Origin of the sequence: Stella humosa (assembly GCF_006738645.1) — a bacterium.
Lineage (GTDB): Bacteria > Pseudomonadota > Alphaproteobacteria > ATCC43930 > Allostellaceae > Allostella > Allostella humosa.
The window spans coordinates 5,165,132-5,187,216 of the sequence record NZ_AP019700.1 but is presented as its reverse complement, the minus strand read 5'-3'; the positions used below and the strand labels follow the sequence as shown (position 1 = coordinate 5,187,216).

Genomic DNA, 22,085 nt, shown 5'->3' with positions numbered 1-22,085 from the left:
CGCGTCAGCTTGCCGGCTTGGCGGGCTGGCTCGCCTGGCCGCGCCGCCGCGTTTCGCGATAGGCGATGAACAGGCCGGACATGGCGACGATGGCCGCGCCCGCGATGAGCGGCAGCGTGGGGACGTCCCCCCAGACGAGAAACCCCATCAGCACGGCCCAGATCATCGACAGGTAGCTGAAGGGCGCCAGGATGGCGGCGGGCGTGAAGCGGAACGCCTGCGTCCACCAGAACTGGGCCACGCCCGAGCAGATGCCGATGCCGCCGATCATGAAGAAATCGGCCCAGGTGATGGGGACCCAGGTGAAGAAGGGCAGCGTCGCCGTCGCGATTAAGAACGTCGTGACGGCCTGGTAGAAGACGAGCGTGGCGCTGGCCTCGGTGGCGCTCAGCCGGCGGATGCCGATCGACAGCAGGGCGCCGAAGAGCGCGTTGGTCAACGCGAACATGGCGCCCGAGTTCAGCACGTCGCCCGTGGGGCGGACCATGATCAGCACGCCGATGAAGCCGAAGGCGACTGCACCCCAGCGATAGACGCCGACCTTCTCGCCCAGCAGCGGCACCGACAGCGCGGTCAGGAAGATGGGCGAGGCGAAGCCGATGGCGACGGCATCGGCCAGCGGCATCATGCTGAAGGCCATGAAGCTGCAGCTCATCGACACGAACTGCAGCATCGCGCGCGAGACGTGCCAGCCGAGCCGCCGGGTCCGCAGCACCCGGAGGCCGCCGCTGATCGACACCAGCACGAAGCAGGGGATGAGCGCGAAGAGGCAACGGATGAAGACGACCTCGCCCACGGGATAGCGGGCGACTTGCCATTTGATCGCCGCGTTCAACACGGAGAAGACCAGGACCGCACCGACCATGAAGGCGATGCCGCGCTTGATGTCGCTCCGCGAGGCCGGCGGCAGGGAACTTGCCAGCATCGAAACCTGTAGGTTGGCCGGGAATCCTGCGCCGGAATTGGGCCGGCCGCCACCCCCTCTTGCACAAAAACATGCCATGCCGCGCGCTTATGGCGGCGGCTGGCCTCGATCCGGGGCGGCTGCTACGGTTTCTCCCAAGGGGGAACTCGCCAATGACGGAAGAGACGCCGATGAGCGCCGCCACCAGCATCGCCGACCTGCTTGCCATCGGGCGCGACGAGGCAACCGCCATCGCCGCGCCGGACCGGCCGGAACTGACCTATGCCGGCCTGCGCCGGCTCGTCGCCGATACGGTGGCCACGCTGAACCGGCTGGGGATCGGCCGCAACGACGCGGTCGCCATCGTCCTGCCGAACGGCCCGGAGATGGCGTCGGCCTTCGTCGCCATCGCCTGTGGCGCGACCACGGCGCCGCTCAATCCCGGCTACCGCGCCGAAGAGTTCGATTTCTACCTGGGCGACCTCGACGCCAAGGCGCTCGTGGTGGAGCGCGGCAGCCAGTCGCCGGCCATTGCCGTCGCCCAGGCGCGAGGCGTGCCGATCGTCGAGCTGGTCTTCGACCCGGCCGGTCCCGCCGGCGCCTTCACGCTGGAGGGATCGTCCGCGGGCACCGCGGCCGCCCCCGGCATCGCGGTCAGCGACGACGTGGCGCTGGTCCTCCACACGTCCGGCACCACCTCGCGGCCCAAGATCGTGCCGCTGCGCCAGCGCAACGTCTGCGCCTCGGCCCGCAACATCCGCGTGGCCCTGGGGCTGACGCCGGCCGACCGCTGTCTCAACATCATGCCGCTGTTTCATATCCACGGCCTGATCGCGGCGGTGCTGAGCTCGCTCGGCGCCGGCGGGGCGGTCTTCTGCGCGCCGGGCTTCAACGCCCTCCGGTTCTTTGCGCTGCTGGGCGAGGCCAAGCCCACCTGGTACACGGCGGTGCCCACCATGCACCAGGCGATCCTGGGCCGGGCGGAGCGCAATCGCGAGGCCATCGCCGCCAGCCCCCTGCGCCTCATCCGCTCGTCGTCCGCCTCGCTGCCGCCGCAGGTGATGCGCGCGCTGGAGGAGACCTTCTCGGTCCCGGTCATCGAGAGCTACGGCATGACCGAGGCCGCCCACCAGATGGCGTCCAACCCGCTGCCGCCGCGCCCGCGCAAGCCCGGCACCGTCGGCGTCGCCGCCGGGCCCGAGGTCGCCATCATGGACGAGGCCGGTTCGGCCATCCTGCCCCAGGGCGAGATCGGCGAGGTGGTGATCCGCGGCGACAACGTGACGGCCGGCTACGCCGCCAACCCCGAGGCCAATGCCAAGGGCTTCACCGACGGCTGGTTCCGTACCGGCGACCAGGGGGTGCTGGACGCCGACGGCTACCTCACCATCACCGGCCGCCTGAAGGAGCTGATCAACCGCGGCGGCGAGAAGATCAGCCCGCGCGAGGTCGACGAGGTGCTGATGGACCATCCCGCGGTCGACCAGGCGCTGACCTTCTCCATGCCGCACGACAAGCTGGGCGAGGAGGTGGCGGCGGTCGTCGTCCTGGTGGAGGGCGGCGAGGCCGCCGAGCAGGAGCTGCGCGACTTCGTCGCCCGGCGATTGGCGGACTTCAAGGTGCCGCGGCGGATCGTCTTCCTGGCCGAGATTCCCAAGGGTGCCACCGGCAAGCTGCAGCGCATCGGGCTGGCCCAGCGTCTGGGGCTGTCGGCATGAAGATCTGCATCTTCGGCGCGGGCGCCATCGGCGGCTATGTCGCGGCCGAGCTGGCGCTCAGCGGCCAGGACGTCACCGTGATCGCGCGCGGGCCGCACCTGGCCGCGATCCGCGAGCGCGGCCTGACCCTGCAGATCGGCGGCCAGACCAAGGTCGCCCGCGTGGCCGCCACCGCCGACCCGGCCGAGGCCGGCCCGCAGGACAGCGTCATCGTGACCTTGAAGGCGCATTCGCTGCCGCCCGTCGCCCATCAGTTGACCCCACTCTTCGGGCCCGAGACATCCGTCGTCACGGCCATGAACGGCGTGCCCTGGTGGTATTTCGAGCGCCAGCCGGGTCCCTTTGCCGGCCACCGCATCGTGAGCGTCGACCCCGAGGGGAAGCTAGCGGCCGCCATTGCGCCCGAGCGCGTGATCGGCTGCGTCGTCTATCCCGCCTGCGAGGTGGTGGAGCCGGGCGTCGTCCGCCATGTCGAGGGCAATCGTTTCCAGCTGGGCGAGATCGACGGCCAGCGCACGCCGCGGATCGAGGCGCTGAGCCAGGCCATGAACGCGGCCGGGCTGAAGGCGCCGATCCGGCCCCGCATCCGCGATGATATCTGGCTGAAGCTGTGGGGCAATGCCGGCTTCAACCCGATCAGCGCGCTGACCCACGGTACGCTGGAGGAGATTGCCGGCGATGCGGCGACGCGGCCGACGGTGCGCCTGCTGATGGTCGAGGTGGAGGCGGTGGCGCGTGCGCTGGGTGCGAAGCTGGCGGTCGATGTCGACACGCGCATCCAGTGGGCCCGGGATGTGGGTGCCCACAAGACCAGCATGCTGCAGGACCTCGAGCGCGGCCGGCCGATGGAAATTGATGCCCTGGTGACCGCGGTCCAGGAGCTGGCCAGACTCGTCGGCGTGGCCACGCCGACCCTGGATGTCGTGCTGGGGCTGGTCCAGCAACGCGCGCAGACGGCGAGCCGCGCCGCCCACTGATCGCCATCGGGGCACAGATCACCCGGTTTCGGTGGCATCGGCGTTGCGGCGGGACGCCGCGGAACCGGGCGCGATTTCCCGCGTTCACTTCATATCGGCGGTATTCATAAACCAATCTGCGGACGAACCTAGCCGTTTCTGCGCGTCTTTTGGTTGACCTTGGATGGTGGCAGCCCAAATTATCTTCCCGTAAACCTGGGGTTATTCCCAGGCGATGAACGCCCTGCGTTCATCCACTTTCGATCGCCCATTCGGCCTGGCGGCTCGCCGCGGCCGGGGCGAGGCCAAGGAAGGAGCCTCACTATGGATGATGGAAGCCCCCCCCGGACTCCCATGCCTGAGATCGGCACCAAGCGGTCTAGCAACCGCGCCCGCATCGTCGACCGCCATGTTGGTGCGATGATCCGCGAGCGCCGGATCGTGCTCGGCCTGACGCAGCAGCAGCTTGCCGACATGATCGGCGTCACCTACCAGCAGGCGCACAAGTACGAGCGCGGCATCAACCGCGTGTCGGCCGGTCGCCTGTTCGAGATCTCCCAGGTGTTGGGGGTCCCGGTCAGCTACTTCTTCGAAGGCATCGAGGAGGATGGCGGGCGCAGCGCCGGCGGGCGTGATCGCATGAGCCTCGAGCTTGCGCGGAACTTCGCCCAGATCGGCGACCAGAAGCAGAAGGAAGCGCTGAGCCAACTGGCGCGCGTGCTGGCCAACGGCCACGCGGTGGCTGCCTAGCGCCTTTCTTCCTGGGGCTTGGCCCCGTCGGCGGTCTCGGCCGCCGGTTCGACCGCCACACGTACGTCAGCGGCGTCATGACCGGGTCCGGGTCGTGGCGCCGCAGTCGTTTCGGCCACCGGCACGAAGACCTCCCGCTCCTCGACCGGCACCGGGGCGCGCCGGCCGATGCGATAGATCGTGAAGGCTACCAGCAGGGTCGCCACGGTCGCGATATAACCGAACAGCGCCTGGGCGCCGAGCCAGCCCATCAGGTTGGCGGCGATGATCGGGCCGGCGACGGCGCCGATGCCATAGGCTAGCAGCAGGCCGGCGCTGGCGGCCACGCGCTGGCCGGGTCCGGTGAAGTCGTTGGCGTGGGCCACCATCAGCGGATAGATCGTCAGCGACAGCCCGCCATAGATTGCGACCAGCACCAGCAGCAGCGGCAGCGACCAGCCGCCGACCACGGCGATGGCGGCGGCCGACAGGACGACGCCCGAGCCCACGCCGACGATGACGTGGCGGCGGTCGCGGCGGTCGGACAGGCGGCCGATGGGCCATTGCATGACCATGCCGGCGAAGATGGTCAGCGTCATGAACTGGGCAATGGCGGCGACGGACAGGCCGAGCGACTGCCCGAACAGGGGGGCCAGGCTATAGAAGGCGGCGTTGGACAGGCCGACCGCGAAGCAGCCGATGACACCCAGCGGGGAGATGCGATAGAGCGCCAGAAGGTTGAGGGCGTTGCGCGACGGCGGTGGCGGCCCGGCGGACGGCGACAGGGCGACCGGCACCAGCGCCACAGACAACAGCGCTCCCGCGATCAGGAACAGGTCCGGCCCGGCCGGGTCGCCCGCCTGCAGCAACTGCTGGCCGAGGCCCGAGGCCAGCTGGTTCACGATCATGTAGAAAGAGAGGATGCGACCGCGATTGCCGCTGTCGGCGCGGTCGTTCAGCCAGCTCTCGGTCACGACGAAGATGCCGGCGATGGCGAAGCCCGCCAGCACGCGGATCGCCATCCACGCCCATGGGCTGACGAAGAGCGCCAGGAAGAGGAAGGATCCGGTCAGGATCGCGGCAAAGGCCGCGAAGGCGCGGATATGGCCCACCTGCGCCACGATCGTGCTGGCCCACAGCGAGCCGAACAGGAACCCGGCGAAATAGGACGAGACGACGAAGCCGATGAGCTGGGGCGGGAAGCCCTCGATGCCCATGCGCAGCGACAGGAAGGAATTGAACAGGCCGGATGCCAGCAGGACGATGCCGATGCCCAGCAGCAGCGGCCCGACGGAACGCAGCAATCCCCTCATCCGCCCGGCCTCCGAACCCTAGCGCCTGCCATGCTCCTGCATAGCATGCATGGGCCGGGCCGTCCGCCCGCGCCATGGATGAGGGCGGGCGGTCATCCGCATTTGGAATAGCCGCAGTCGAGGCAGCTGTCGCAGCCTTCCTGGCGGACCAGCCCGGCCGAGCCGCATTTCGGGCATTGGCGGAGGGCCGCACCTGTCGGCCGTTCCGCCGGCAGGCCGACGACGCGGCGCGGCGCATGGCCAGCCTCGCCGGCATCCGGGCCGGCGATGAAGCCGATGTCGATCATGTGGCGCTCGATCACCTCGCCGATCGCCGCCAGCAGCGAGGGCACGTAGCGCCCGTCCATCCAGGTGCCGCCGCGCGGGTCGAAGACGGCCTTCAACTCCTCGACCACGAAGGACACGTCGCCGCCGCGGCGGAAGACGGCGCTGATCATCCGCGTCAGCGCCACCGTCCAGGCATAGTGCTCGGTGCTCTTGGAGTTGACGAAAACCTCGAACGGGCGGCGGCGGCCGTCCTGCACGATGTCGTTCAGGGTGATGTAGATGGCGTGGTCCGTTTCCGGCCAGCGGATCTTGTAGGTCTTGCCGGGCAGCGCCTCCGGCCGGTCGAGCGGGCGCGTCATGTAGACGACGCCGCCCGCCTCGTAGAGGTCGGCCGGCCGGGCCGGCGGGGGCGCCAGCGGCAGTTCGGCCTGGCGGGCCTCGGGCCTGTCGCGGGCGGCGGGCACGCTCAGCACCGACCCCGTCACCTCGTTGGGGCGATAGGTCGTGCAGCCCTTGCAGCCCAGTTCGTAGGCCTGCAGGTAGACGTCCTTGAAGCGGTCGAAGGCGATGTCGACCGGCACGTTGATGGTCTTGGAGATCGAGCTGTCGACGAAGCGCTGGACGGCAGCCTGCATCACCAGATGGTCGGCCGGCGTCAGCGTCTGGGCATCGACGAAATAGTCGGGCAGGGGCTTGTGCTCGCCTTCCAGCCGCCGGAACAGGCGATAGGCATGGTCGCTCACTTCCTCCTCGCGGCGGCTGCCGTCCGGCATCAGCACCTGGCGGGCGTACTTGAAGCTGAACACCGGCTCCAGCCCCGACGACACATTGTCGGCGAAGATCGAGATCGTGCCGGTCGGTGCGACCGAGGTCAGCAGCGCATTGCGGATGCCGTGGCGGGCGATGGCGTCGCGCACGTCCTGGTCCAGGCCGGCCACCGTCTCGCCGGCCAGGAAGGCCTCGCGCTCGAAGAGCGGGAAGGCCCCTTTCTCGCGCGCCAGCTCGGCCGAGGCCAGGTAGGCGTGGCGCTGGATCGCGCGCATCCAGTCCTCGGTCAGGGATACTGCCTCCTGGCTGCCATAGCGCACCCGGCAGAGGATCAGCGCATCGGCCAGCCCGGTGATACCAAGGCCGATGCGGCGCTTGGCGCGGGCCTCGGCCTCCTGCTCCGGCAGGGGGAAGCGCGACACGTCGATGACGCCGTCCATCATGCGCACGGCCGTCGGCACCAGCGTCGCCAGCCGCTCGAGATCGAGCCGGGCCGTGTCGGTGAAGGGGTCGAGCACGAGGGCCGCCAGGTTGACCGAACCCAGCAGGCAGGCGCCATAGGGCGGCAGCGGCTGCTCGCCGCACGGGTTGGTCGCCCGAATCGTCTCGCAGTAGTGCAGGTTGTTGCGGCGGTTGATGCGGTCGATGAAGATGACGCCCGGCTCGGCATAGGCGTAGGTCGCGCGCATGATCGCGTCCCACAGTTCGCGCGCCGGCAGCACCTTCCAGGTCGCGCCCTCGAAGCGCAGCTCCCAGGGCTGGTCCTCCTTCACCGCTGCCATGAAGGCGTCGCTGACCAGGACCGAAAGGTTGAACATGCGCAGCCGGCCCGGCTCGCGCTTGGCGGCGATGAAGGCCTCGATGTCCGGGTGGTCGCAGGCCAGCGTCGCCATCATGGCGCCGCGGCGGTGACCCGCACTCATGATCGTGCGGCACATCGCATCCCACACGTCCATGAAGGAGAGCGGGCCGGACGCGTCGGCGCCGACGCCCTTCACCGGTGCCCCGCGCGGCCGCAGCGTGGAGAAGTCGTAGCCGATGCCGCCCCCCTGCTGCATCGTCAGGGCGGCCTCCCGCAGGTGCTGGAAGATGCCGCCCATGTCGTCCGGGATGGTGCCCATGACGAAGCAGTTGAAAAGGGTCACGGTCCGGCCGGTGCCGGCGCCGGCGACGATCCGCCCGGCCGGCAGGAAGCGGAAGCCCTCGAGCGCCGCGTAGAAGCGGTCCTGCCACAGGGCGGGGGCGGTCTCGCCGGCGGCCACGGCGCCGGCAACGCGCTGCCAGGTTTCCTCGATGGTGCGGTCGACGGGGGCACCGTCCGGCCCCTTCAGCCGATACTTCATGTCCCAGATCTGCTGGGAAATCGCCGCCACGCTCACCATCGGCGCGCCTCCTGCCTGACGGCCGCCCGCGCATCCGGCCGGAGGTTCAATCTAGGATCCGGCACCGGCATGGTCAAGATTTCGTTCACGTTCTGTTTCTGGTGACCGATGGCGGTACAACATCTTGAAGGGATGCTGGTTTTTCGATTCATCCCCGCTATTCTCGGGATTGTTCCCGCCACTTGTCCCCAACCTTGTCCCCTCACCCATAAGGCTGCCGATGCCGCGCTTCAGCATCGTCGTGGTGCATTTCGACGGCGTCATCGACGATGCCACCCTGCATCGCGGCCTGGGCTCGCTGGAGGCGCAGACCTTCGCCGACTTCGAGGTCCTGCTCTATCACGACGGCCCGACCCGGCGCCGGCTCGACCCGGCAGAGCTGCAGGCACGCTATCCCCACGTCGCGCGCGTGACCAAGACCATGGTGCGCCACAACGACTGGGGCCACAGCCTGCGCGACATCGGCATCCGCGCGGCGGCGGGCGAATACATCGTCCACTTCAATGCCGACAACCTGCTCTACCCCTTCGCGCTGGAGGAGATCGACCGCGAGCTGCGGCGGTTCCGCGGGGTCTATTTCACCAAGGCCAGGGACGCGGTGTTCGACGCCAACGACATCGTCGTCTTTCCCATCCTGATGCGCGGCATGCATACCGACGGCCGCATCATCTGGCGCGACCCCAAGGTGTCGGGCGACGGCGCGATGCCGGCCCTGGTGTCGACCGGCTATCCCGCGCGCCTGCACAATATCGACTGCATGCAACTCGTGATGCGGCGCACCACCTGGCTGGCGGAGGGCGGTTGGTCCGACCGCACCGCCAATGCCGACGGCAATCTCTACGGCCCCCTGGTCGACCGCTACGGCGCCCGTTTCGTCAGCCGGATCCTGGGGGAGCACTGGTAGGGGCAGTTGCGACCAGACGATCGGTCGCGGTCTCGGTCGCGGCCTCCAGCCGTCGCAGGAACTCCCGCCGGTCGAGCCCCGGCGGTATCGCCGGCAGCAGTTCCACCGTGATCGTGCCGGCGCGCTTGAAGAACGACCGGCGCCCCCAGTAGAGCCCGGAATTGAGGGCGACCGGCACCACCGGCAGGCCAAGCTGGCTGTAGAGGGCGGCGATTCCCGGCTGGTAGGGGGCGGAGACCCCCGGCGCCACCCGCGTGCCCTGCGGATAGATGAGGATGGACCGGCCGGCGGCCGCGGCGGCCTTGGCGTCGGCCACCATCGTGCGCAGCGCCGATGCGCCGGCCTTGCGGTCGACCGGGATCGCCCCCCAGCGCCGCACGAAGCCGCCATAGATCGGGATGCGCAGCAGCTCCTGCTTCAGGACCACCGCCGGCTCGTCCAGCCGGCCCGGCATAGTGATCGTGTCCCAGGCCGACTGGTGCTTGGCGGCATAGAGCACCGGGCCGCGCGGCGCCTGGTCGAGGCCGATCCAGCGGCTGCGGATGCCGACGATGGCCGCCGCCAGGACGGCGACCCCGCCCGACCAGAAACGATACACGGCCACGGTGGCGCCGCGCGGCAGCAGCAGCGCCGGCCAGGTCACCAGCGCCAGCAGCACGGTCCACAGGAAGAAGGCGAGGTTGAACAGGATGGATCGGGCGAGGGTCAAGTGCTGCTCCGCGGGCGGACGATGCTCCAGAGATACTTCACATATTCGGCCGCGAGCAGCATCGTCGTGCCGCGCCAGGCCCACCAGTCCCGCTTCATCTGCGCCGGCACGACCGGGTGCAGGATGAACTGGATGTGCGGCATGCGCCGCCGCAACTCCAGTTCCGCCCGCCAGAGGTGATAGTTGGCGGTCACCAGGCGCAGCGACCGGAAGCCCTCCCGCTCCATCCACTGTGCGGTTTCGACCGCATTGTCCCGGGTGTTGTAGGCGGCGTGGCCGAGTGCGATCGCATCCTGGCGGGATGCGTCCTCAATGACGGCGTCGCGCAGCATCGTGGGCAGGTCGACGACGGGGTGGACGCCCGACACGAACAGCTTCTGCGCCAGCCCGCGAGCCAGCAGCGCCACGCCGACCGGGATGCGATCGGCCCCGCCGGTCAGGACCACGATGGCGTCGGTCCGGGCGTCGTCGTCGGGGGACGCCCAGGGAATCGATTCGGCAAACCACACGAAGCCCGCTGCCAGCGCCAGGCCAGCCATGCCGCCCAGGGCCAGCAGCACGCGCAGGCGGCGCAGCAGCCGGCCGATCATGCGGGGGCGAGAAGAGCTTCCACCGCCCCGGCCAGGTCCTCGTGCACCGCCACCGGCAGCAGATGGGGCTTGATCCCGCGGGCCTGCGTCGCCGCCCCCTTGCCCGTGCGCACAAGCACGCGCCGGCAGCCGGCGGCCAGGGCGGCTTCCAGGTCGGTCTCGGCGTCGCCGATCATGACGGTCTCGGCGGGGGCGATGCGGAACTGGTCCATGGCCTCGCGCAGCATGCCGGGCCCGGGCTTGCGCCGCGCTGTCGCGGCATGGGGGGCATCGGTGCAGACGAACCAGGCGTCGATCCGGGCGCCCGCGCGGCGCAGGTCGTCGGCCAGGCGGTGGTGGATCTGCTCCAGCATGTCGGGCCCGATGATGCCGCGGCCGACCACCGCCTGGTTGGTCACGACGGCGACACGGACGCCCGCGGCGTTCAGCCGGGCCACCGCGGCGGCCGAACCAGGGATCGGCACCAGCTCTCCCGGGTTCCGTACCGAATCGGGCCGGTCGACGTTCAGGACCCCGTCACGGTCGATGAGAATGAGGCGCATCGCCCAGCCTACATCATCCGCGCCAGCGCGCGCAGGACGACGCGCCGGGCGACGAGGACGGCGATGCCGCCGGCCAGCAGCGGCAGGATGGCGACCGCGATCCATTCCCGCGTGCCGAGTTCGAGGGCGGGCATCATCCCCGACTGTTGCGTCAGCCCGGTGCTGCCGACCACCAGCAGCAGCAGCGTGGCCAGGCCGGCGCCGGCGGCCCCGCCCTGCAGGCCCATGCGCAGGGCCTGCAACTGGAACTGGGTGGCGATGTAGGTATCCCGCGCGCCGATGATATGCAGGATCTCGATCACCTCGCGATGGATCTCGAGTGCGGCCTGCGTCGCCAGCGCGATCGTCAGGACGATGCCGAGCAGGGCGCAGAGCAGCACCGCGCCGGCCCCCAGCCGCACCGCCGTCACCCAGCCGAGCAGCTGGTCGAGCCAGGACCGGTGGTCGTCGATGCGGATGGCGGGGGATACGGCGGCCGTTATCGCCGACAGCATGCCGGCCTGGGGCGGATTGCCGGGATCGACCCGCACGTCGACCAGCGTCGGCAGCGGCAGCCCGGCCCCGGCGAGGCCGCTTCCGGCCAGGTCGGCGCCCAGCCAAGGCTCGACCAGCTTGGCGGTGACGGCGCGCGGCACGATCGTGGCGGCCAGCACCCCCGGCACCTTGGTCACGCCCGCCACGATCTGGGCGGCGCGGGCGTCGGCGGCGCCCTCGGCATCGTCGTGCGGCACCTCGATCGTCACGTTGCCCGACAGGCCGGAGCCGAAGCGGGCGGCCGCGGCTTCCACCGCAAGGGCCAGCGCCAGCGACAGGGCGGCGATGAAGGCCATGACCGCAACCATCCACGGCATGGTGCGGCTGACGGGGTCGCGGCCGAGCAGGCGGCCGCTCATGATGGGTGGCTCGCCGAAGGATGGTCCGTGCGGTCGGCCAGTTCGCCATCCACCAGATGCAGGACGCGGCCGCCATGGCGGCGCACCAGCCCCTCATTATGGGTGGCGATGACGATGCTGGTGCCGAGCTTGTTCATCTCCATGAACAGGCGCATCAGGCGGTTGCCCATCTCCTCGTCGAGGTTGCCGGTCGGCTCGTCGGCCAGCAGCAGCTTCGGCTGGGCGATGACGGCGCGCGCGATGGCCACGCGCTGTTGCTGCCCGCCCGACAGGGCCGGCGGAAAATGGTCGACGAACGGACCGAGGCCGACCCAGCGCAGCAGTTCGACGGCGTGCTGGCGCACCTCCGATTCGGCCTTGCCGGCGATGCGCAGCGGCAGTGCCACGTTCTGCAGTGCGGTCAGGTTCGGCACCAGCCGGAAATCCTGGAACACCACGCCGATCTGGCGGCGCAGCGATGGCAATTCGTCGCGCGGGGTGGTCGCGATGTCGCGATCGAAAAGGTTGATCAGGCCGCGTGATGGCGCATGGGCCAGGTACATCAGTCGCAGCAGGGAGGACTTGCCGGCACCGCTGGCCCCGGTCAGGAACCAGCACGCCCCCGGCTCCACCGTAAAGGTCAGATCCCGCAGGATCTCCGGCCCCGTGCCGTAGCGCATTCCCACGTTCTCGAACCGGATCACGTCGCTGCCGTCCGCCTGATTTTCCGGATGTCGAAGAGGCCGCACCTTTGCACGCCGGCCGCCGGCCCGTCCACCGGGATGGCCCCCGGGCCGGTCGCGTCAGATGGCGCGGCCGCGCAAGCGGCGGCCCAGATCGCGCGTGGCGGCGGCCACGCCGGGCATGTGCGGGTTGACGGCCAGCCCGCGCTCGAATGCCGCCAGCGCCTCGCCGTCGCGCCCCTCGGCTTGGCGGATCAGGCCCAGGCCGGCCCAGGCCCCGAAATGCCGTGGCTCCAGCGCCAGGGTGCGCGCCACCGCGGTGGCCGACTCGCGATAGCGTCCGAGATGGAACAGCACGGTCGCCCGCTTGTTCCATCCCTCGGCAAATTCGGGCGCCTTGTCCGTCACGTCGACGAAGAGCGCCAGCGCATCTTCCAGCCGGGCTTCTTCCAGTGCCGCTACGCCGCGGCGGTAGGGGATGATCGCCTCTTCGACGTCGGTGATCGCCCAGAGCTGCCAGATCGTGGCCTCGACGGCCTTGGCGTCGGCTGCGGCGGGGGCCTCCAGCCGGGCGAACAGGCCGGGCAGGCGTGGGTCCGTCTGGTCGGCCGCAGCCGGTGGGGCCAAGGCCAGGACGAGCAGGGCGAGGGCGGGGATGCAGCGCATGGCAGGAACACTGGTGCAGCCCGGGCGAGTTGCCAAGATGCCGGCCAAAATGGTGATGCCGCAGTGCAGCGCGTCGCTTGCGACCGCGGGATCGAGCCGCTAGGTTCCGCCTGTAACCGGAGGCTCTCCACCGCCTCGATGATCCTTACCTGTTCGGCCTGCGACACGCGCTACCTGATCGACCCCCGCACCCTGGGTGGTGGCGGGCGCGTCGTGCGCTGCGCCCATTGCGGCCATTCCTGGCACCAGACGCCGCCCGACGACCAGCCCCGCCGCATCGAGCTGCTGCCCGCCCCCGGGCCGGACCTGCCGGCCGAGCGCAGCAACCTGCCAGCCCTGATCCCGCCGCCACCGACGCCGACCAACTATCTGCCCTGGACGATCCTGCTGGCGCTCTTCGTGGCCTTGATCGTGGCCGGGCACCTGGCGCGCGACCGCATCGTCGAGGCCTGGCCGCCGGCGGCCAAGATCTATGCAATGGTCGGTATCCGGGTGGAGCCGCTGGGGGCCGGGCTGGAGATCCGCGGCATCGTCACCGACCGCCGCATCGCCGGCGGCGAGCAGGAGTTGGCGGTCCGCGGCGAGATCCATAACGGCTCGTCGGAAGAGCGGACGATTCCGCGCCTGCGCGCCGTGCTGAAGGACGCGGGCGAGCGCGCGCTGTCGTCCTGGACCTTCTCGACCACCGGCACGCGCCTGTTGCCGGGCGAGAGCACGACCTTCAACACCGTCGTGCGCGACCCCGACCGCCGCGCGGCCGGCCTGTCGATCACCTTCACCAAGGGCTCGTGACCCGCCCCGCCTGACCGTCCACCACCTGACCGTCCGCCGCGTGACGGTCGTAGAGATCGGCGTCAGAAGCGGCGGAGCAGGCGATCGATGTAGTCGCGCTCCATCGAGGGGCGGAAGCGCTCGCCAGCGCGCCGTCGCAACTCGTCCAGGATGGCCCGGCTGCGCGACAGCTCGCCCTCGCCCGGCACCTTGACGTCGCTGCCTTCGTAGGTGCCCGTCGTCGGCATCGGCCGGCCGAGCGGATCGCGGTTGCGGTCGGCATTGCGCTGGCCCTGGTTGGGCACGCCCTGCGGGTCGCCCTCGCCGAACTGGTTGCCCATCATCTGCTCGGCCATGCCCTGCATCGCCTGCTGCAACTGGTCCAGCGCCTCGCCCTGCGGGCCGACGGCGCCGCCCGGATCGCCCTGGCCAAGCTGGCGGGCGGCATCGCGCATGGCGCGCTCGGCGCGGCCGAGACCGCCGGGGATCTCGCCGCCGCCCTCGCCCATGCGGCGCATGAACTCGCCCAGCATGCGGCGGAGCTGCTCCTGGTCGCCGGCACCCATGCCGTCCTGGCCCTCGCCCTGTTCGCCCTGCTGCCCTTGTTGGCCCTGCTGCCCTTGCTGGCCGCGCTGCCCTTGCTGTCCGCGCTGTCCCTGGCGCTGCTGCTGGGCCCGATGGCTGCGGTCGAGCAGCTGCTGCTGGCGCTGCATCATGCGCTGCAGGTCACGCATCATCTGCTGCGCCTGGCCCTGCTGTCCCTGCTGCTGCTGGCCCGGCTGGGGGCGGGCCATGCGCATGTTCTCCATCATCTCCTGCAGGCGCTGGAGCATGTCGCGGGCGGCCTCGCGCGCACCGCTGCGGGCCAGTTCGCGGGCCTGGTCCAGCATGCGCTGGATGTCCTCGCGGCGGACCACCTGGGCGTTGGGCGGCATTTCCTGCGGCTGGAAACGCTCGGGGTTGCGCATCATCTCCTCGGCCATCGCCTGCATGTGGCGGTCGATCGCCTGCTGCAGCTCGCGCATCAGCCGCTCGATCTCCTGGTCGGAGGCGTTGCGGTCGAGCGCATCCATCAGCGCCCGCTGCGCCTGCCGCAGGTCGCGCTCGGTGCTGGAAGTGCGACCGTCCTCGATGCGCAGCGCGGTATCCCACAGAAGCTGCTGCACCGGCTCGATGGCGTCGCCCTCGGCGTTGAAGGACAGGCGCGCGCGCGCCGTGCGCAACGCCAGGAACACGACGTAGTCGTCGCCGAAACGGGCCGGTCGCAGGCTCAGCTGGCCCAGCACCTCGGCCACGGCTTCGCGGTTGGCGGGATCGATGGCCAGCTCGCGGCGCTGCTCGACGATGGCGCGGGCGACCGGGTGGGTGAAGTTGCGCTCCGGCAGCACCATCGCGGCGGGCTCGCTTCGCCCCACCTGGCCGATGGCGTCGACGGCCTCGAGCGTGATCGTCACCGGCAGGCCGGCCCAGATGTGCGGGGTCAGGTCATGGAAGCTGGCCGACCGTGCGGCCGTCGGCTTCAGTCCGGGCAGCGGCAGCTCCAGCGTGATCGGCTGCCCGGGGGCGGGCTTGCCGTCGGTGGCCTTCCCGTCCGCGGCCTTCTTCTCGTCGGCACGGCGGATGATGGCGGTCACGGTCTCGATGCCGTAATCGTCGCCCGCATCATATTCCAGGCGCAGGGCCGCGCGCTCGCTGCGTCCGGGGGGCGTGGCGAAGCGGATGGTCGGCGTCTCGTCCGGCACGATGCGCACGGGCCAGGCCGCCACGGTGCGGCTGCCCTGCATGACGGCCAGGCGCTGGCCGGCGGTCAGGGTGGCGCTGGCGCGAAAGTTGGCGGCGTCGATCGCCTGGAACTCGGTTGCGGCCTCGTCCACCAGCAGCCGGGGCACGGCCCCGCCGCCATGGAGCTGCGCCAGGAGCGCGCTGCCGGTCGGGATCGCTACGGGCGTCTCGCTGTCGGCGCGCAGCAGGGCGGGTGGCTGGCCGGTATAGGCGGGTGGGTTGATCCAGATGTCCAGCGTGACGACGGCGGCAGGGCCGGCCGCGGCAAAGGACGGGGTCACGGCGCGCAGCAGCCGGGCGCCGCCATCATGGCGGCCGGCGACGACGCCGATCACCAGCAGCAGGGCGACCGCGGCGCGCAGGCCCGCCTGGTCGCGCCGGCCCCAGCCGGCCGCGGGCACGCCGACCGACAGGCGGCTGGCACTCGCGCGCAGGCGTTCCTGATGGATGGCCCAGAGGGCGGCCGCCTGGCTGTCCGGGGCGCCGACGGGGCGGTCCTCCAGCGTGGCGAGCGGGCGGTGGCTGAGGCCGCTTGCCACCTCGACCCGGCGCAGCGGGTCCTGGCTGGCGGTCGCGGCCATCGATCGGATGGCCCGGGCAGCCACGTAGACGAACGCGGCGGCAAAGCCCGCCAGCAGCAGAGCGTGCGCCCAGCCTGGCAGCCGCGACGGCAGATCCAGCAGCGCCAGGGCAAGGAAAAGGCCGCCGACTGCTGCCGGCGGCCACAAGGCGGGCCAGGCCCGCTCCCACATCAGGGCGAGCCGCGCCAGGCGAACCCGGCGGGCCGCCGTGGGCGGCAGGATGCCCCGCGCAGGCGGGGCGCGCCCTATCGGCGTAGTACCAGTCAGGTTCGGTGGATCTGCCACGGGGCCAGCCTGTCCGATGCGATCATCTCGTCATAGCTAGGGCGGGAACGTACCACGGAAAAGGCCCCGCCCTTCACCATCACTTCCGGCGCCAGCGGCCGGCTGTTGTAGGTGGACGCCATGACCGCGCCATAGGCACCGGCGACGCCGATCGCCACCAGCTCGCCCTGGGCAACCGGCGGCATCGACCGGCCGGTCGCGATCACGTCGCTCGACTCGCAGATCGGGCCCACGACGTCGACCGTCTCCAGCCCGTGCCCGGCCGCCGGCTCGACGACCGGGATGACCGGATGCCAAGCGTCGTAGAGCGCCGGCCGGATGAGGTCGTTCATTGCCGCATCCAGGATGACGAAGGTCTTGAGCGATCCGCGCTTCACATACTGCACGCGTGCAAGGAGGATGCCGGCGTCCGCCACCATCCAGCGGCCGGGCTCCAGGACGACGGTGCCGGGGAAGCCCGCCAGCGCCTCGCGGGCGGCCGCGCAATACGATGCCAGGTCCACAGGCGGGGCATGCTGGTAGTGCACGCCGAGCCCGCCGCCCAGATCGAGCCGCTCGAGCTTGTGCCCATCCTCGTTCATCAGCATGCGGGCGAAGTCGACCAGCCGGGCGAATGCCTGGCGGTACGGCTCCACCGAGGTCAGCTGGCTGCCGATATGCATGGCGATGCCAGACAGCTTCAGGCCGGGCAGGGCGGCTGTGCGGGCCGCCACGGCGCGGGCCTGGTCGATCTCGATCCCGAACTTGTTCTCGGCCGTGCCGGTGGTGATCTTGGCGTGGGTCCCGGCATCGACATCCGGGTTGACGCGCAGCGCCACGCCGGCGGTGCGGCCCATCTGGCTGGCGACCTGCGACAGCCGCTCCAGCTCCTGGTCGGATTCGACGTTGAACTGCAGGATGCCGGCATCCAGTGCTACCGCCATCTCGGCCGCTGTCTTGCCGACGCCGGCGAAGACGATGCGCTCCGGCGGCACGCCCGCCGCCAGCGCCCGGCGCAACTCGCCCTCGGACACGATGTCGGCGCCGGCGCCGAGGTCGGCGAAGGTCTTGATCACCGCCTGGTTGCTGTTGGCCTTCAACGCATAGCAGATCAGGTGCGGGATGCCCGCGAAGGCCGCATCGAAGGCGCGGTAGCGGGATTCGAGCGCGCCATGGGAATAGACCCAGCACGGCGTGCCGGCGGCGTCGGCGATCTTCGACAGCGGCACGCCCTCCGCATGCAGCCGGCCGGCCTGGTAGGCGAAGGCGTCGAGCAGGGCGGGCGGGCGGGCGGGCGGCATCTCATTCACGGGGATAGACCTTCGGATAGGTGGACTTGTCGCCATCGGGGGCGTCGAGCCTGGATTTCTTGCCACAGGCGCCGAGGCTGGCGAGGGCGACCACGAGCAGCAGGGCGGCGATCAGCGGGCGGGGCGTCATGCGAGGTATTTCTCCCTGGCGTCGGCGATGCGGGCGCGCACGCCGTCGGGTGCGGTGCCGCCGAAGCTGGTCCGGCTGGCGACCGAGCGGTCGACGGTCAGCACATCGTAGATGGCATCGGTGATGCCCGGATGCTCGGCCTGCAACTCGGCCAGCGACAGTTCGGCCAGCGCGCAGCCGCGGTCCTCGGCCTTGCGCACGCAGCGCCCGGTGACGTGATGGGCCTCGCGGAAGGGGATGCCCAGCGTCCGCACCAGCCAGTCGGCCAGGTCGGTTGCGGTGATGAAGCCCTTGTCGGTCGCCGCCCGCATGCGCTCGGGGTCGGCCGTCATGTCGCGCACCATCCCGGCCATGGCGGCCAGCGCCAGCGACAGCGTGTCGGCCGCCTCGAAGGTCGGCTCCTTGTCGTCCTGCATGTCCTTGCCATAGGTCAGGGGCAGGCCCTTCAGCACGATCAGCAGCGAATTCAGGGCGCCGATGACCCGGCCCGCCTTGGCCCGCACCAGCTCGGCCGCGTCGGGGTTGCGCTTCTGCGGCATGATCGAGCTGCCGGTGGTGTAGGCGTCGGTCAGGCGGATGAACTTGAACCCGTCGGCGCACCACAGCACGATTTCCTCGGCGAAGCGCGACAGGTGGATGGACGCGATCGCGGCCGCCGAAAGGAACTCCAGCGCGTAGTCGCGGTCGGACACGGCGTCCAGCGAGTTGGCCATCGGCCGGTCGAAGCCCAATGCGGCCGCCGTCATGTGGCGGTCGATCGGGAAGGACGTGCCGGCGAGCGCGGCTGCCCCCAGCGGGGATTCGTTCATCCGCCGGCGGGCGTCGGCCATGCGGCCGCGGTCGCGCCCCAGCATCTCGACATAGGCCATCAGGTGGTGGCCGAAGGTGACCGGCTGGGCCGCCTGCAGGTGGGTGTAGCCCGGCATCACGGTGCCGGCATGGCGCTCGGCCAGGTCCAGCAGGGCCGCCTGCAGGTCCTTCATCTGCTCGTCCAGCCCGTCGACGGCGTCGCGGACCCACAGCTTGAAGTCGAGCGCGATCTGGTCGTTGCGCGAGCGCGCCGTGTGCAGGCGTCCGGCCGCCGGGCCGATCAGCTCGGTCAGGCGGGATTCCACATTCATGTGGATGTCCTCGAGCGCGATCTTGAACTCGAACTTGCCCGCTTCGATCTCGGCCAGGATGGTGTCGAGCCCGGCCACGATCCGCTCCACATCCTCGGCCGAGACGATGCCGGCCTTGCCCAGCATGCGCGCATGGGCCTTGGACCCGGCGATGTCCTGGGCATAGAGACGGCGGTCGAACCCGATCGAGGCGTTGATGCGCTCCATGACGGCGGCGTGGCCCGCGGCGAAACGCCCGCCCCAGAGCGGGTTGGCGGCGGGCGCTGCAGCGCCATTATTGTTGCTCGGGTCGGTCACTGGTTCGGGCTCCGAAAGGGACGAGGGCATGGGTATCGGACGTTTCCTGGCCGCCTTGCTGCTGCTGTCGCAGCCAGCGTGGGGGTCGGCCGTTGTCGCCGGGGCGCCGCCGTTTCACGGCGCGATCGGGCAATTTACCGCGCCGGCGGAGCCGCGGCCAGCGCCGAGCTTGCCCTTCCTGGATGGCGAGGGCCGAGAGCGCACCTTCGCCGATTTCCGCGGCCGGCTGGTGCTGGTCAACCTGTGGGCGACCTGGTGCGCGCCGTGCGTCAAGGAACTGCCGGCACTCGACCGCCTGCGCGCCCGCCTGGCTGCCAGCGGTGTCACGGTGCTGGCGGTGTCGTCCGACCGCGGCGGCGCCCGCCAGGTCGAGCCATTTCTGAAGAAGCACGGGGTCGAGGGGCTGGGCGTCTGGGTCGACCCCAAGGGGGCCATCCCCCGCGCGTTCGCCGCCCGCGGCTTGCCGACGACAATCCTGCTCGATCGGGAAGGCAACGAACTCGGCCGCCTCGAGGGCGATGCCGCGTGGGATAGCGAGTCGGCCGTGGCGCTGATCGAATACTACCTGAAGTAGGCGCACGGCATGTCGGGCTTCCCGGCCGGCTCGCATCGCGATATGATCTAGTCAGATGGTCAGGAGCTGACGTGTCCCGGAATAGCGGCACCGCATATCGCACACCGCGCAAGGTCGACCGCTCTGGCAAGCGTGACGGCTGGAAGCTGCAGGATGCAAAGGCCCAGTTCAGCGAGGTCGTTCGCCGCGCGCGTGACGAAGGTCCCCAGCGGGTTACCGTCCGTGGTCAGGATGCGGTCGTGGTGATTGCGGCGGACGAGTTCGACCGCATGGTGAAGCCGGCCGCTGCCTTGCCCTTCGTGGCATTCATGGAAAGCCTGTCGATCGAGGGGCTCGATCTGACGCGCCCGCACGATGTCGGCCGGGAACCGGACATTTGATCGGCTGGCTGCTCGACACCAATGTCACGGCGGAGATCATCAGTCCGCGCGGCTCGCTCCGCGTGAAGCAATGGGCGGCGGAGCAGGACGAGACGAGCCTGTATCTCAGCGTCCTGACGCTCGGCGAGTATGACAAGGGCATCGCCGGCCTTGAGGAGGATGACCCTCGCCGCGCCATCTACAGGAATACCCGGGACGGGCTCGCGGCGCGCTTCGTCGATCGCGTCCTGTCCGTTTCCGATCGGGTCGTGTATCGCTGGGGCGCCATCAGCGGCTCGGTCCGCCGCCGGACCGGCCATCCGGCGCCGGTGATCGATACCTTGCTCGCCGCCACGGCGATCGAGCACGATCTGTACCTTGCCACCCGCAACGTGCGGGACGTCCGCTACAGCGGGGCTGCGATATTCAACCCGTGGGAGGACGATCCAGGGTGCGCGCCGATCTTGCCCGGCGCCCGCCGGCACCGCAGCCCCACCTGACTCCGAGCCCGGTTTACCCCTACGCCTTCGGGCGGGGGTTGCTGCCGTCGGTATAGCGCGAGAAGCGGAACTCCCTGGGGTCGACGATCGGCCGGTCGCCGGTGACGAGGTCGGCCGCCAGCCGCCCGGCCGCCGGGCCGATGCCGAAGCCGTGGCCGGAGAAGCCGGTGGCGATGACGAAGCCCGGCACCCGGTCGACGGTGGAGATGACCGGCACCACGTCGGGCGTGCTGTCGATCAGCCCGCCCCAGGTGGCGGCCACCTGCATGTCGCGGAAGACCGGGAAGTCGCGGGCGACGATCGCCTTCAGGGCTGCCAGCGCCGGCAGGGAGGGGGCCGGGTCCATGATCCGCACCTGCTCGAATGGCGTCACGCTGTCGAGCGACCAGCGCCGCGGGCGTCGTAGCTCGTCGAAGAACCGCTGGCCCAGGCGCAGCTTCAGGAATTTGCGGTTCTGCTTGAAGGCCGGCAGGAAGTCGAAGAACAGGCGGAAGCTATCGGGCGTGATGTCGGTGATGTTGGTGTTGCGCTTGGCCATGGTGTAGCCGCCATCGGCGCGCTTGCGGATGCCGTACTCGTTGGTGCCGACGGCGCATTCGGGCCCGCCGGCAATGGGCATCGTGCGCAGGACCGACCCGGTCACCATCAGTTGCGGCAGGTCGATCCCCATGTTGCCCGAGAAGAGGCGCGACCAGGCGCCGCCGGCCAGCACCACGCCCGAGCAGGCGATCCGGCCCTTCTCGGTGACGACGGCCGACACCCGCCCGCCCGCGGTCTCCACCCCGCGCACGGCGCAGTTGGTCAGCACCGTGGCGCCCAGGCGGCGGGCGGCCCGCGCCATGGCGGGGGCGGCGATCTGCGGCTCGGCCCGGCCGTCGCTGGCGGTATAGAGGCCGGCCTTGAACTTGTGGGTGTTGCCGGGCAGCAGTGGGGCCATCTCGGCCGCGCTCAGCATCCGCGAATCAAGCTGGTAGGGGCGGGCATGCTCCAGCCAGCGTTCCTTCGCCTCGACCTCGGCGTCGGTCTCGCAGGGGAACAGGATGCCGCTGCGGGTGAAGCCGGTGGACTCGCCGATGCGGGCATCCATCCCCTCCCACATCCGCTGCGCCTCGACGCTGAGGGCAATCTCGCGCGGGTCGCGCTGGGAGGTGCGGCACCAGCCCCAGTTGCGGCTGGACTGCTCGGCCGCGACCTGGCCCTTCTCGCACAGCACGACCGGAATGCCCTTCTCGGCCAGGGCGAGTGCCGTGCTGACGCCGATGATGCCGGCCCCGATCACCACCACCTGTGTGCGTTCGGGAAGTTTCTCGTCCGAGGGAACGGCATCGACGGTGGCGGCCATGGGCGGAGCCTCGGGGCGAGGATTGCGACCGGGCAGTTTCACCCGGCGGTC

At 70.5% G+C, this 22,085-nt stretch carries 22 protein-coding genes; 8 read left to right on the top strand and 14 right to left on the bottom strand.

What is annotated here, in order from left to right:
• Positions 1-4: 4 nt before the first annotated feature.
• A complete protein-coding gene (locus STVA_RS24320) occupies positions 5-925 on the bottom strand; it encodes a DMT family transporter (protein ID WP_170216530.1) in 921 nt (306 codons plus the stop codon).
• Positions 926-1,077: 152 nt separating this feature from the next.
• On the opposite strand from STVA_RS24320, the gene STVA_RS24315 reads away from it, so the two are divergent.
• The 3 genes from STVA_RS24315 (at position 1,078) to STVA_RS24305 (ending at position 4,328) form a co-directional block, all read left to right on the top strand.
• Complete coding sequence (locus STVA_RS24315; protein ID WP_245978358.1) at positions 1,078-2,622, top strand: acyl--CoA ligase; 1,545 nt, start codon at positions 1,078-1,080, stop codon at positions 2,620-2,622.
• Positions 2,619-3,599 carry a 2-dehydropantoate 2-reductase gene (locus STVA_RS24310; RefSeq protein ID WP_123691168.1) on the top strand — a complete coding sequence of 327 codons (981 nt, stop codon included), beginning with the start codon at positions 2,619-2,621 and terminating at the stop codon, positions 3,597-3,599. The genes STVA_RS24315 and STVA_RS24310 overlap by 4 nt, the downstream gene beginning before the upstream one ends.
• Positions 3,600-3,932: 333 nt before the next feature.
• Positions 3,933-4,328, top strand: coding sequence for a helix-turn-helix domain-containing protein (locus STVA_RS24305; protein WP_123691170.1), 396 nt, complete (start codon positions 3,933-3,935; stop codon positions 4,326-4,328).
• On the opposite strand, the gene STVA_RS24300 is transcribed toward STVA_RS24305, so the two are convergent.
• Positions 4,325-5,611 carry an MFS transporter gene (locus STVA_RS24300; protein ID WP_170216531.1) on the bottom strand — a complete coding sequence of 429 codons (1,287 nt, stop codon included), beginning with the start codon at positions 5,609-5,611 and terminating at the stop codon, positions 4,325-4,327. The genes STVA_RS24305 and STVA_RS24300 overlap by 4 nt on opposite strands.
• Positions 5,612-5,712: 101 nt before the next feature.
• On the bottom strand, positions 5,713-8,037 hold the full coding sequence (locus tag STVA_RS24295; RefSeq protein WP_123691174.1) for an adenosylcobalamin-dependent ribonucleoside-diphosphate reductase: 2,325 nt from the start codon (positions 8,035-8,037) through the stop codon (positions 5,713-5,715).
• A gap of 220 nt (positions 8,038-8,257) precedes the next feature.
• On the opposite strand from STVA_RS24295, the gene STVA_RS24290 reads away from it, so the two are divergent.
• A complete protein-coding gene (locus STVA_RS24290) occupies positions 8,258-8,941 on the top strand; it encodes a glycosyltransferase family A protein (RefSeq protein ID WP_123691176.1) in 684 nt (227 codons plus the stop codon).
• Here STVA_RS24290 and STVA_RS24285 read toward each other — a convergent pair.
• The 6 genes from STVA_RS24285 to STVA_RS24265 all read right to left on the bottom strand — a co-directional run bounded on the left by STVA_RS24285 (position 8,913) and on the right by STVA_RS24265 (position 13,003).
• Positions 8,913-9,650, bottom strand: coding sequence for a lysophospholipid acyltransferase family protein (locus tag STVA_RS24285; RefSeq protein ID WP_123691178.1), 738 nt, complete (start codon positions 9,648-9,650; stop codon positions 8,913-8,915). The genes STVA_RS24290 and STVA_RS24285 overlap by 29 nt on opposite strands.
• Complete coding sequence (locus STVA_RS24280) at positions 9,647-10,240, bottom strand: YdcF family protein (protein WP_123691180.1); 594 nt, start codon at positions 10,238-10,240, stop codon at positions 9,647-9,649. Before STVA_RS24280 ends, STVA_RS24285 begins: the two co-directional genes overlap by 4 nt.
• Positions 10,237-10,782: a D-glycero-alpha-D-manno-heptose-1,7-bisphosphate 7-phosphatase gene (locus tag STVA_RS27810; protein WP_170216532.1), complete on the bottom strand. Its 546-nt coding sequence runs from the start codon at positions 10,780-10,782 to the stop codon at positions 10,237-10,239. Before STVA_RS27810 ends, STVA_RS24280 begins: the two co-directional genes overlap by 4 nt.
• 8 nt (positions 10,783-10,790) lie before the next feature.
• Positions 10,791-11,675: a cell division protein FtsX gene (locus STVA_RS27805; protein WP_170216533.1), complete on the bottom strand. Its 885-nt coding sequence runs from the start codon at positions 11,673-11,675 to the stop codon at positions 10,791-10,793.
• Positions 11,672-12,358, bottom strand: coding sequence for a cell division ATP-binding protein FtsE (ftsE, locus tag STVA_RS24270; RefSeq protein ID WP_123691182.1), 687 nt, complete (start codon positions 12,356-12,358; stop codon positions 11,672-11,674). Before ftsE ends, STVA_RS27805 begins: the two co-directional genes overlap by 4 nt.
• A gap of 99 nt (positions 12,359-12,457) precedes the next feature.
• Positions 12,458-13,003 carry a tetratricopeptide repeat protein gene (locus tag STVA_RS24265; RefSeq protein ID WP_123691184.1) on the bottom strand — a complete coding sequence of 182 codons (546 nt, stop codon included), beginning with the start codon at positions 13,001-13,003 and terminating at the stop codon, positions 12,458-12,460.
• A 138-nt stretch (positions 13,004-13,141) separates the two neighbouring features.
• Here STVA_RS24265 and STVA_RS24260 point away from each other — a divergent pair, with 138 nt between their 5' ends.
• Positions 13,142-13,795 (top strand): DUF3426 domain-containing protein, encoded by a 654-nt coding sequence (locus STVA_RS24260; protein ID WP_123691418.1) that lies wholly within the window; start codon positions 13,142-13,144, stop codon positions 13,793-13,795.
• A 62-nt stretch (positions 13,796-13,857) separates the two neighbouring features.
• Here the strand turns inward: STVA_RS24260 and STVA_RS24255 are convergent, their stop codons facing one another.
• The 4 genes from STVA_RS24255 to argH all read right to left on the bottom strand — a co-directional run bounded on the left by STVA_RS24255 (position 13,858) and on the right by argH (position 19,169).
• Entirely contained in the window at positions 13,858-16,308 is a 2,451-nt protein-coding gene (locus STVA_RS24255; protein ID WP_123691186.1) for a TIGR02302 family protein, read from the bottom strand.
• A gap of 92 nt (positions 16,309-16,400) precedes the next feature.
• Positions 16,401-17,702 carry a diaminopimelate decarboxylase gene (gene lysA / locus STVA_RS24250; RefSeq protein ID WP_123691188.1) on the bottom strand — a complete coding sequence of 434 codons (1,302 nt, stop codon included), beginning with the start codon at positions 17,700-17,702 and terminating at the stop codon, positions 16,401-16,403.
• Position 17,703: 1 nt separating this feature from the next.
• Entirely contained in the window at positions 17,704-17,841 is a 138-nt protein-coding gene (locus tag STVA_RS27800) for a hypothetical protein (protein ID WP_170216534.1), read from the bottom strand.
• Positions 17,838-19,169 (bottom strand): argininosuccinate lyase, encoded by a 1,332-nt coding sequence (argH, locus tag STVA_RS24245; RefSeq protein WP_338092744.1) that lies wholly within the window; start codon positions 19,167-19,169, stop codon positions 17,838-17,840. Before argH ends, STVA_RS27800 begins: the two co-directional genes overlap by 4 nt.
• 118 nt (positions 19,170-19,287) lie before the next feature.
• Here argH and STVA_RS24240 point away from each other — a divergent pair, with 118 nt between their 5' ends.
• The 3 genes from STVA_RS24240 (at position 19,288) to STVA_RS24230 (ending at position 20,692) form a co-directional block, all read left to right on the top strand.
• Complete coding sequence (locus STVA_RS24240; RefSeq protein ID WP_123691192.1) at positions 19,288-19,833, top strand: TlpA family protein disulfide reductase; 546 nt, start codon at positions 19,288-19,290, stop codon at positions 19,831-19,833.
• 71 nt (positions 19,834-19,904) lie between these two features.
• Entirely contained in the window at positions 19,905-20,213 is a 309-nt protein-coding gene (locus STVA_RS24235) for a type II toxin-antitoxin system Phd/YefM family antitoxin (RefSeq protein ID WP_123691194.1), read from the top strand.
• A complete protein-coding gene (locus STVA_RS24230; protein WP_123691196.1) occupies positions 20,210-20,692 on the top strand; it encodes a type II toxin-antitoxin system VapC family toxin in 483 nt (160 codons plus the stop codon). The genes STVA_RS24235 and STVA_RS24230 overlap by 4 nt, the downstream gene beginning before the upstream one ends.
• A 19-nt stretch (positions 20,693-20,711) precedes the next feature.
• On the opposite strand, the gene STVA_RS24225 is transcribed toward STVA_RS24230, so the two are convergent.
• Positions 20,712-22,034, bottom strand: a complete 1,323-nt coding sequence (locus STVA_RS24225) for an NAD(P)/FAD-dependent oxidoreductase (RefSeq protein WP_123691198.1) — start codon at positions 22,032-22,034, stop codon at positions 20,712-20,714.
• Between the last annotated feature and the right edge of the window lie 51 nt (positions 22,035-22,085).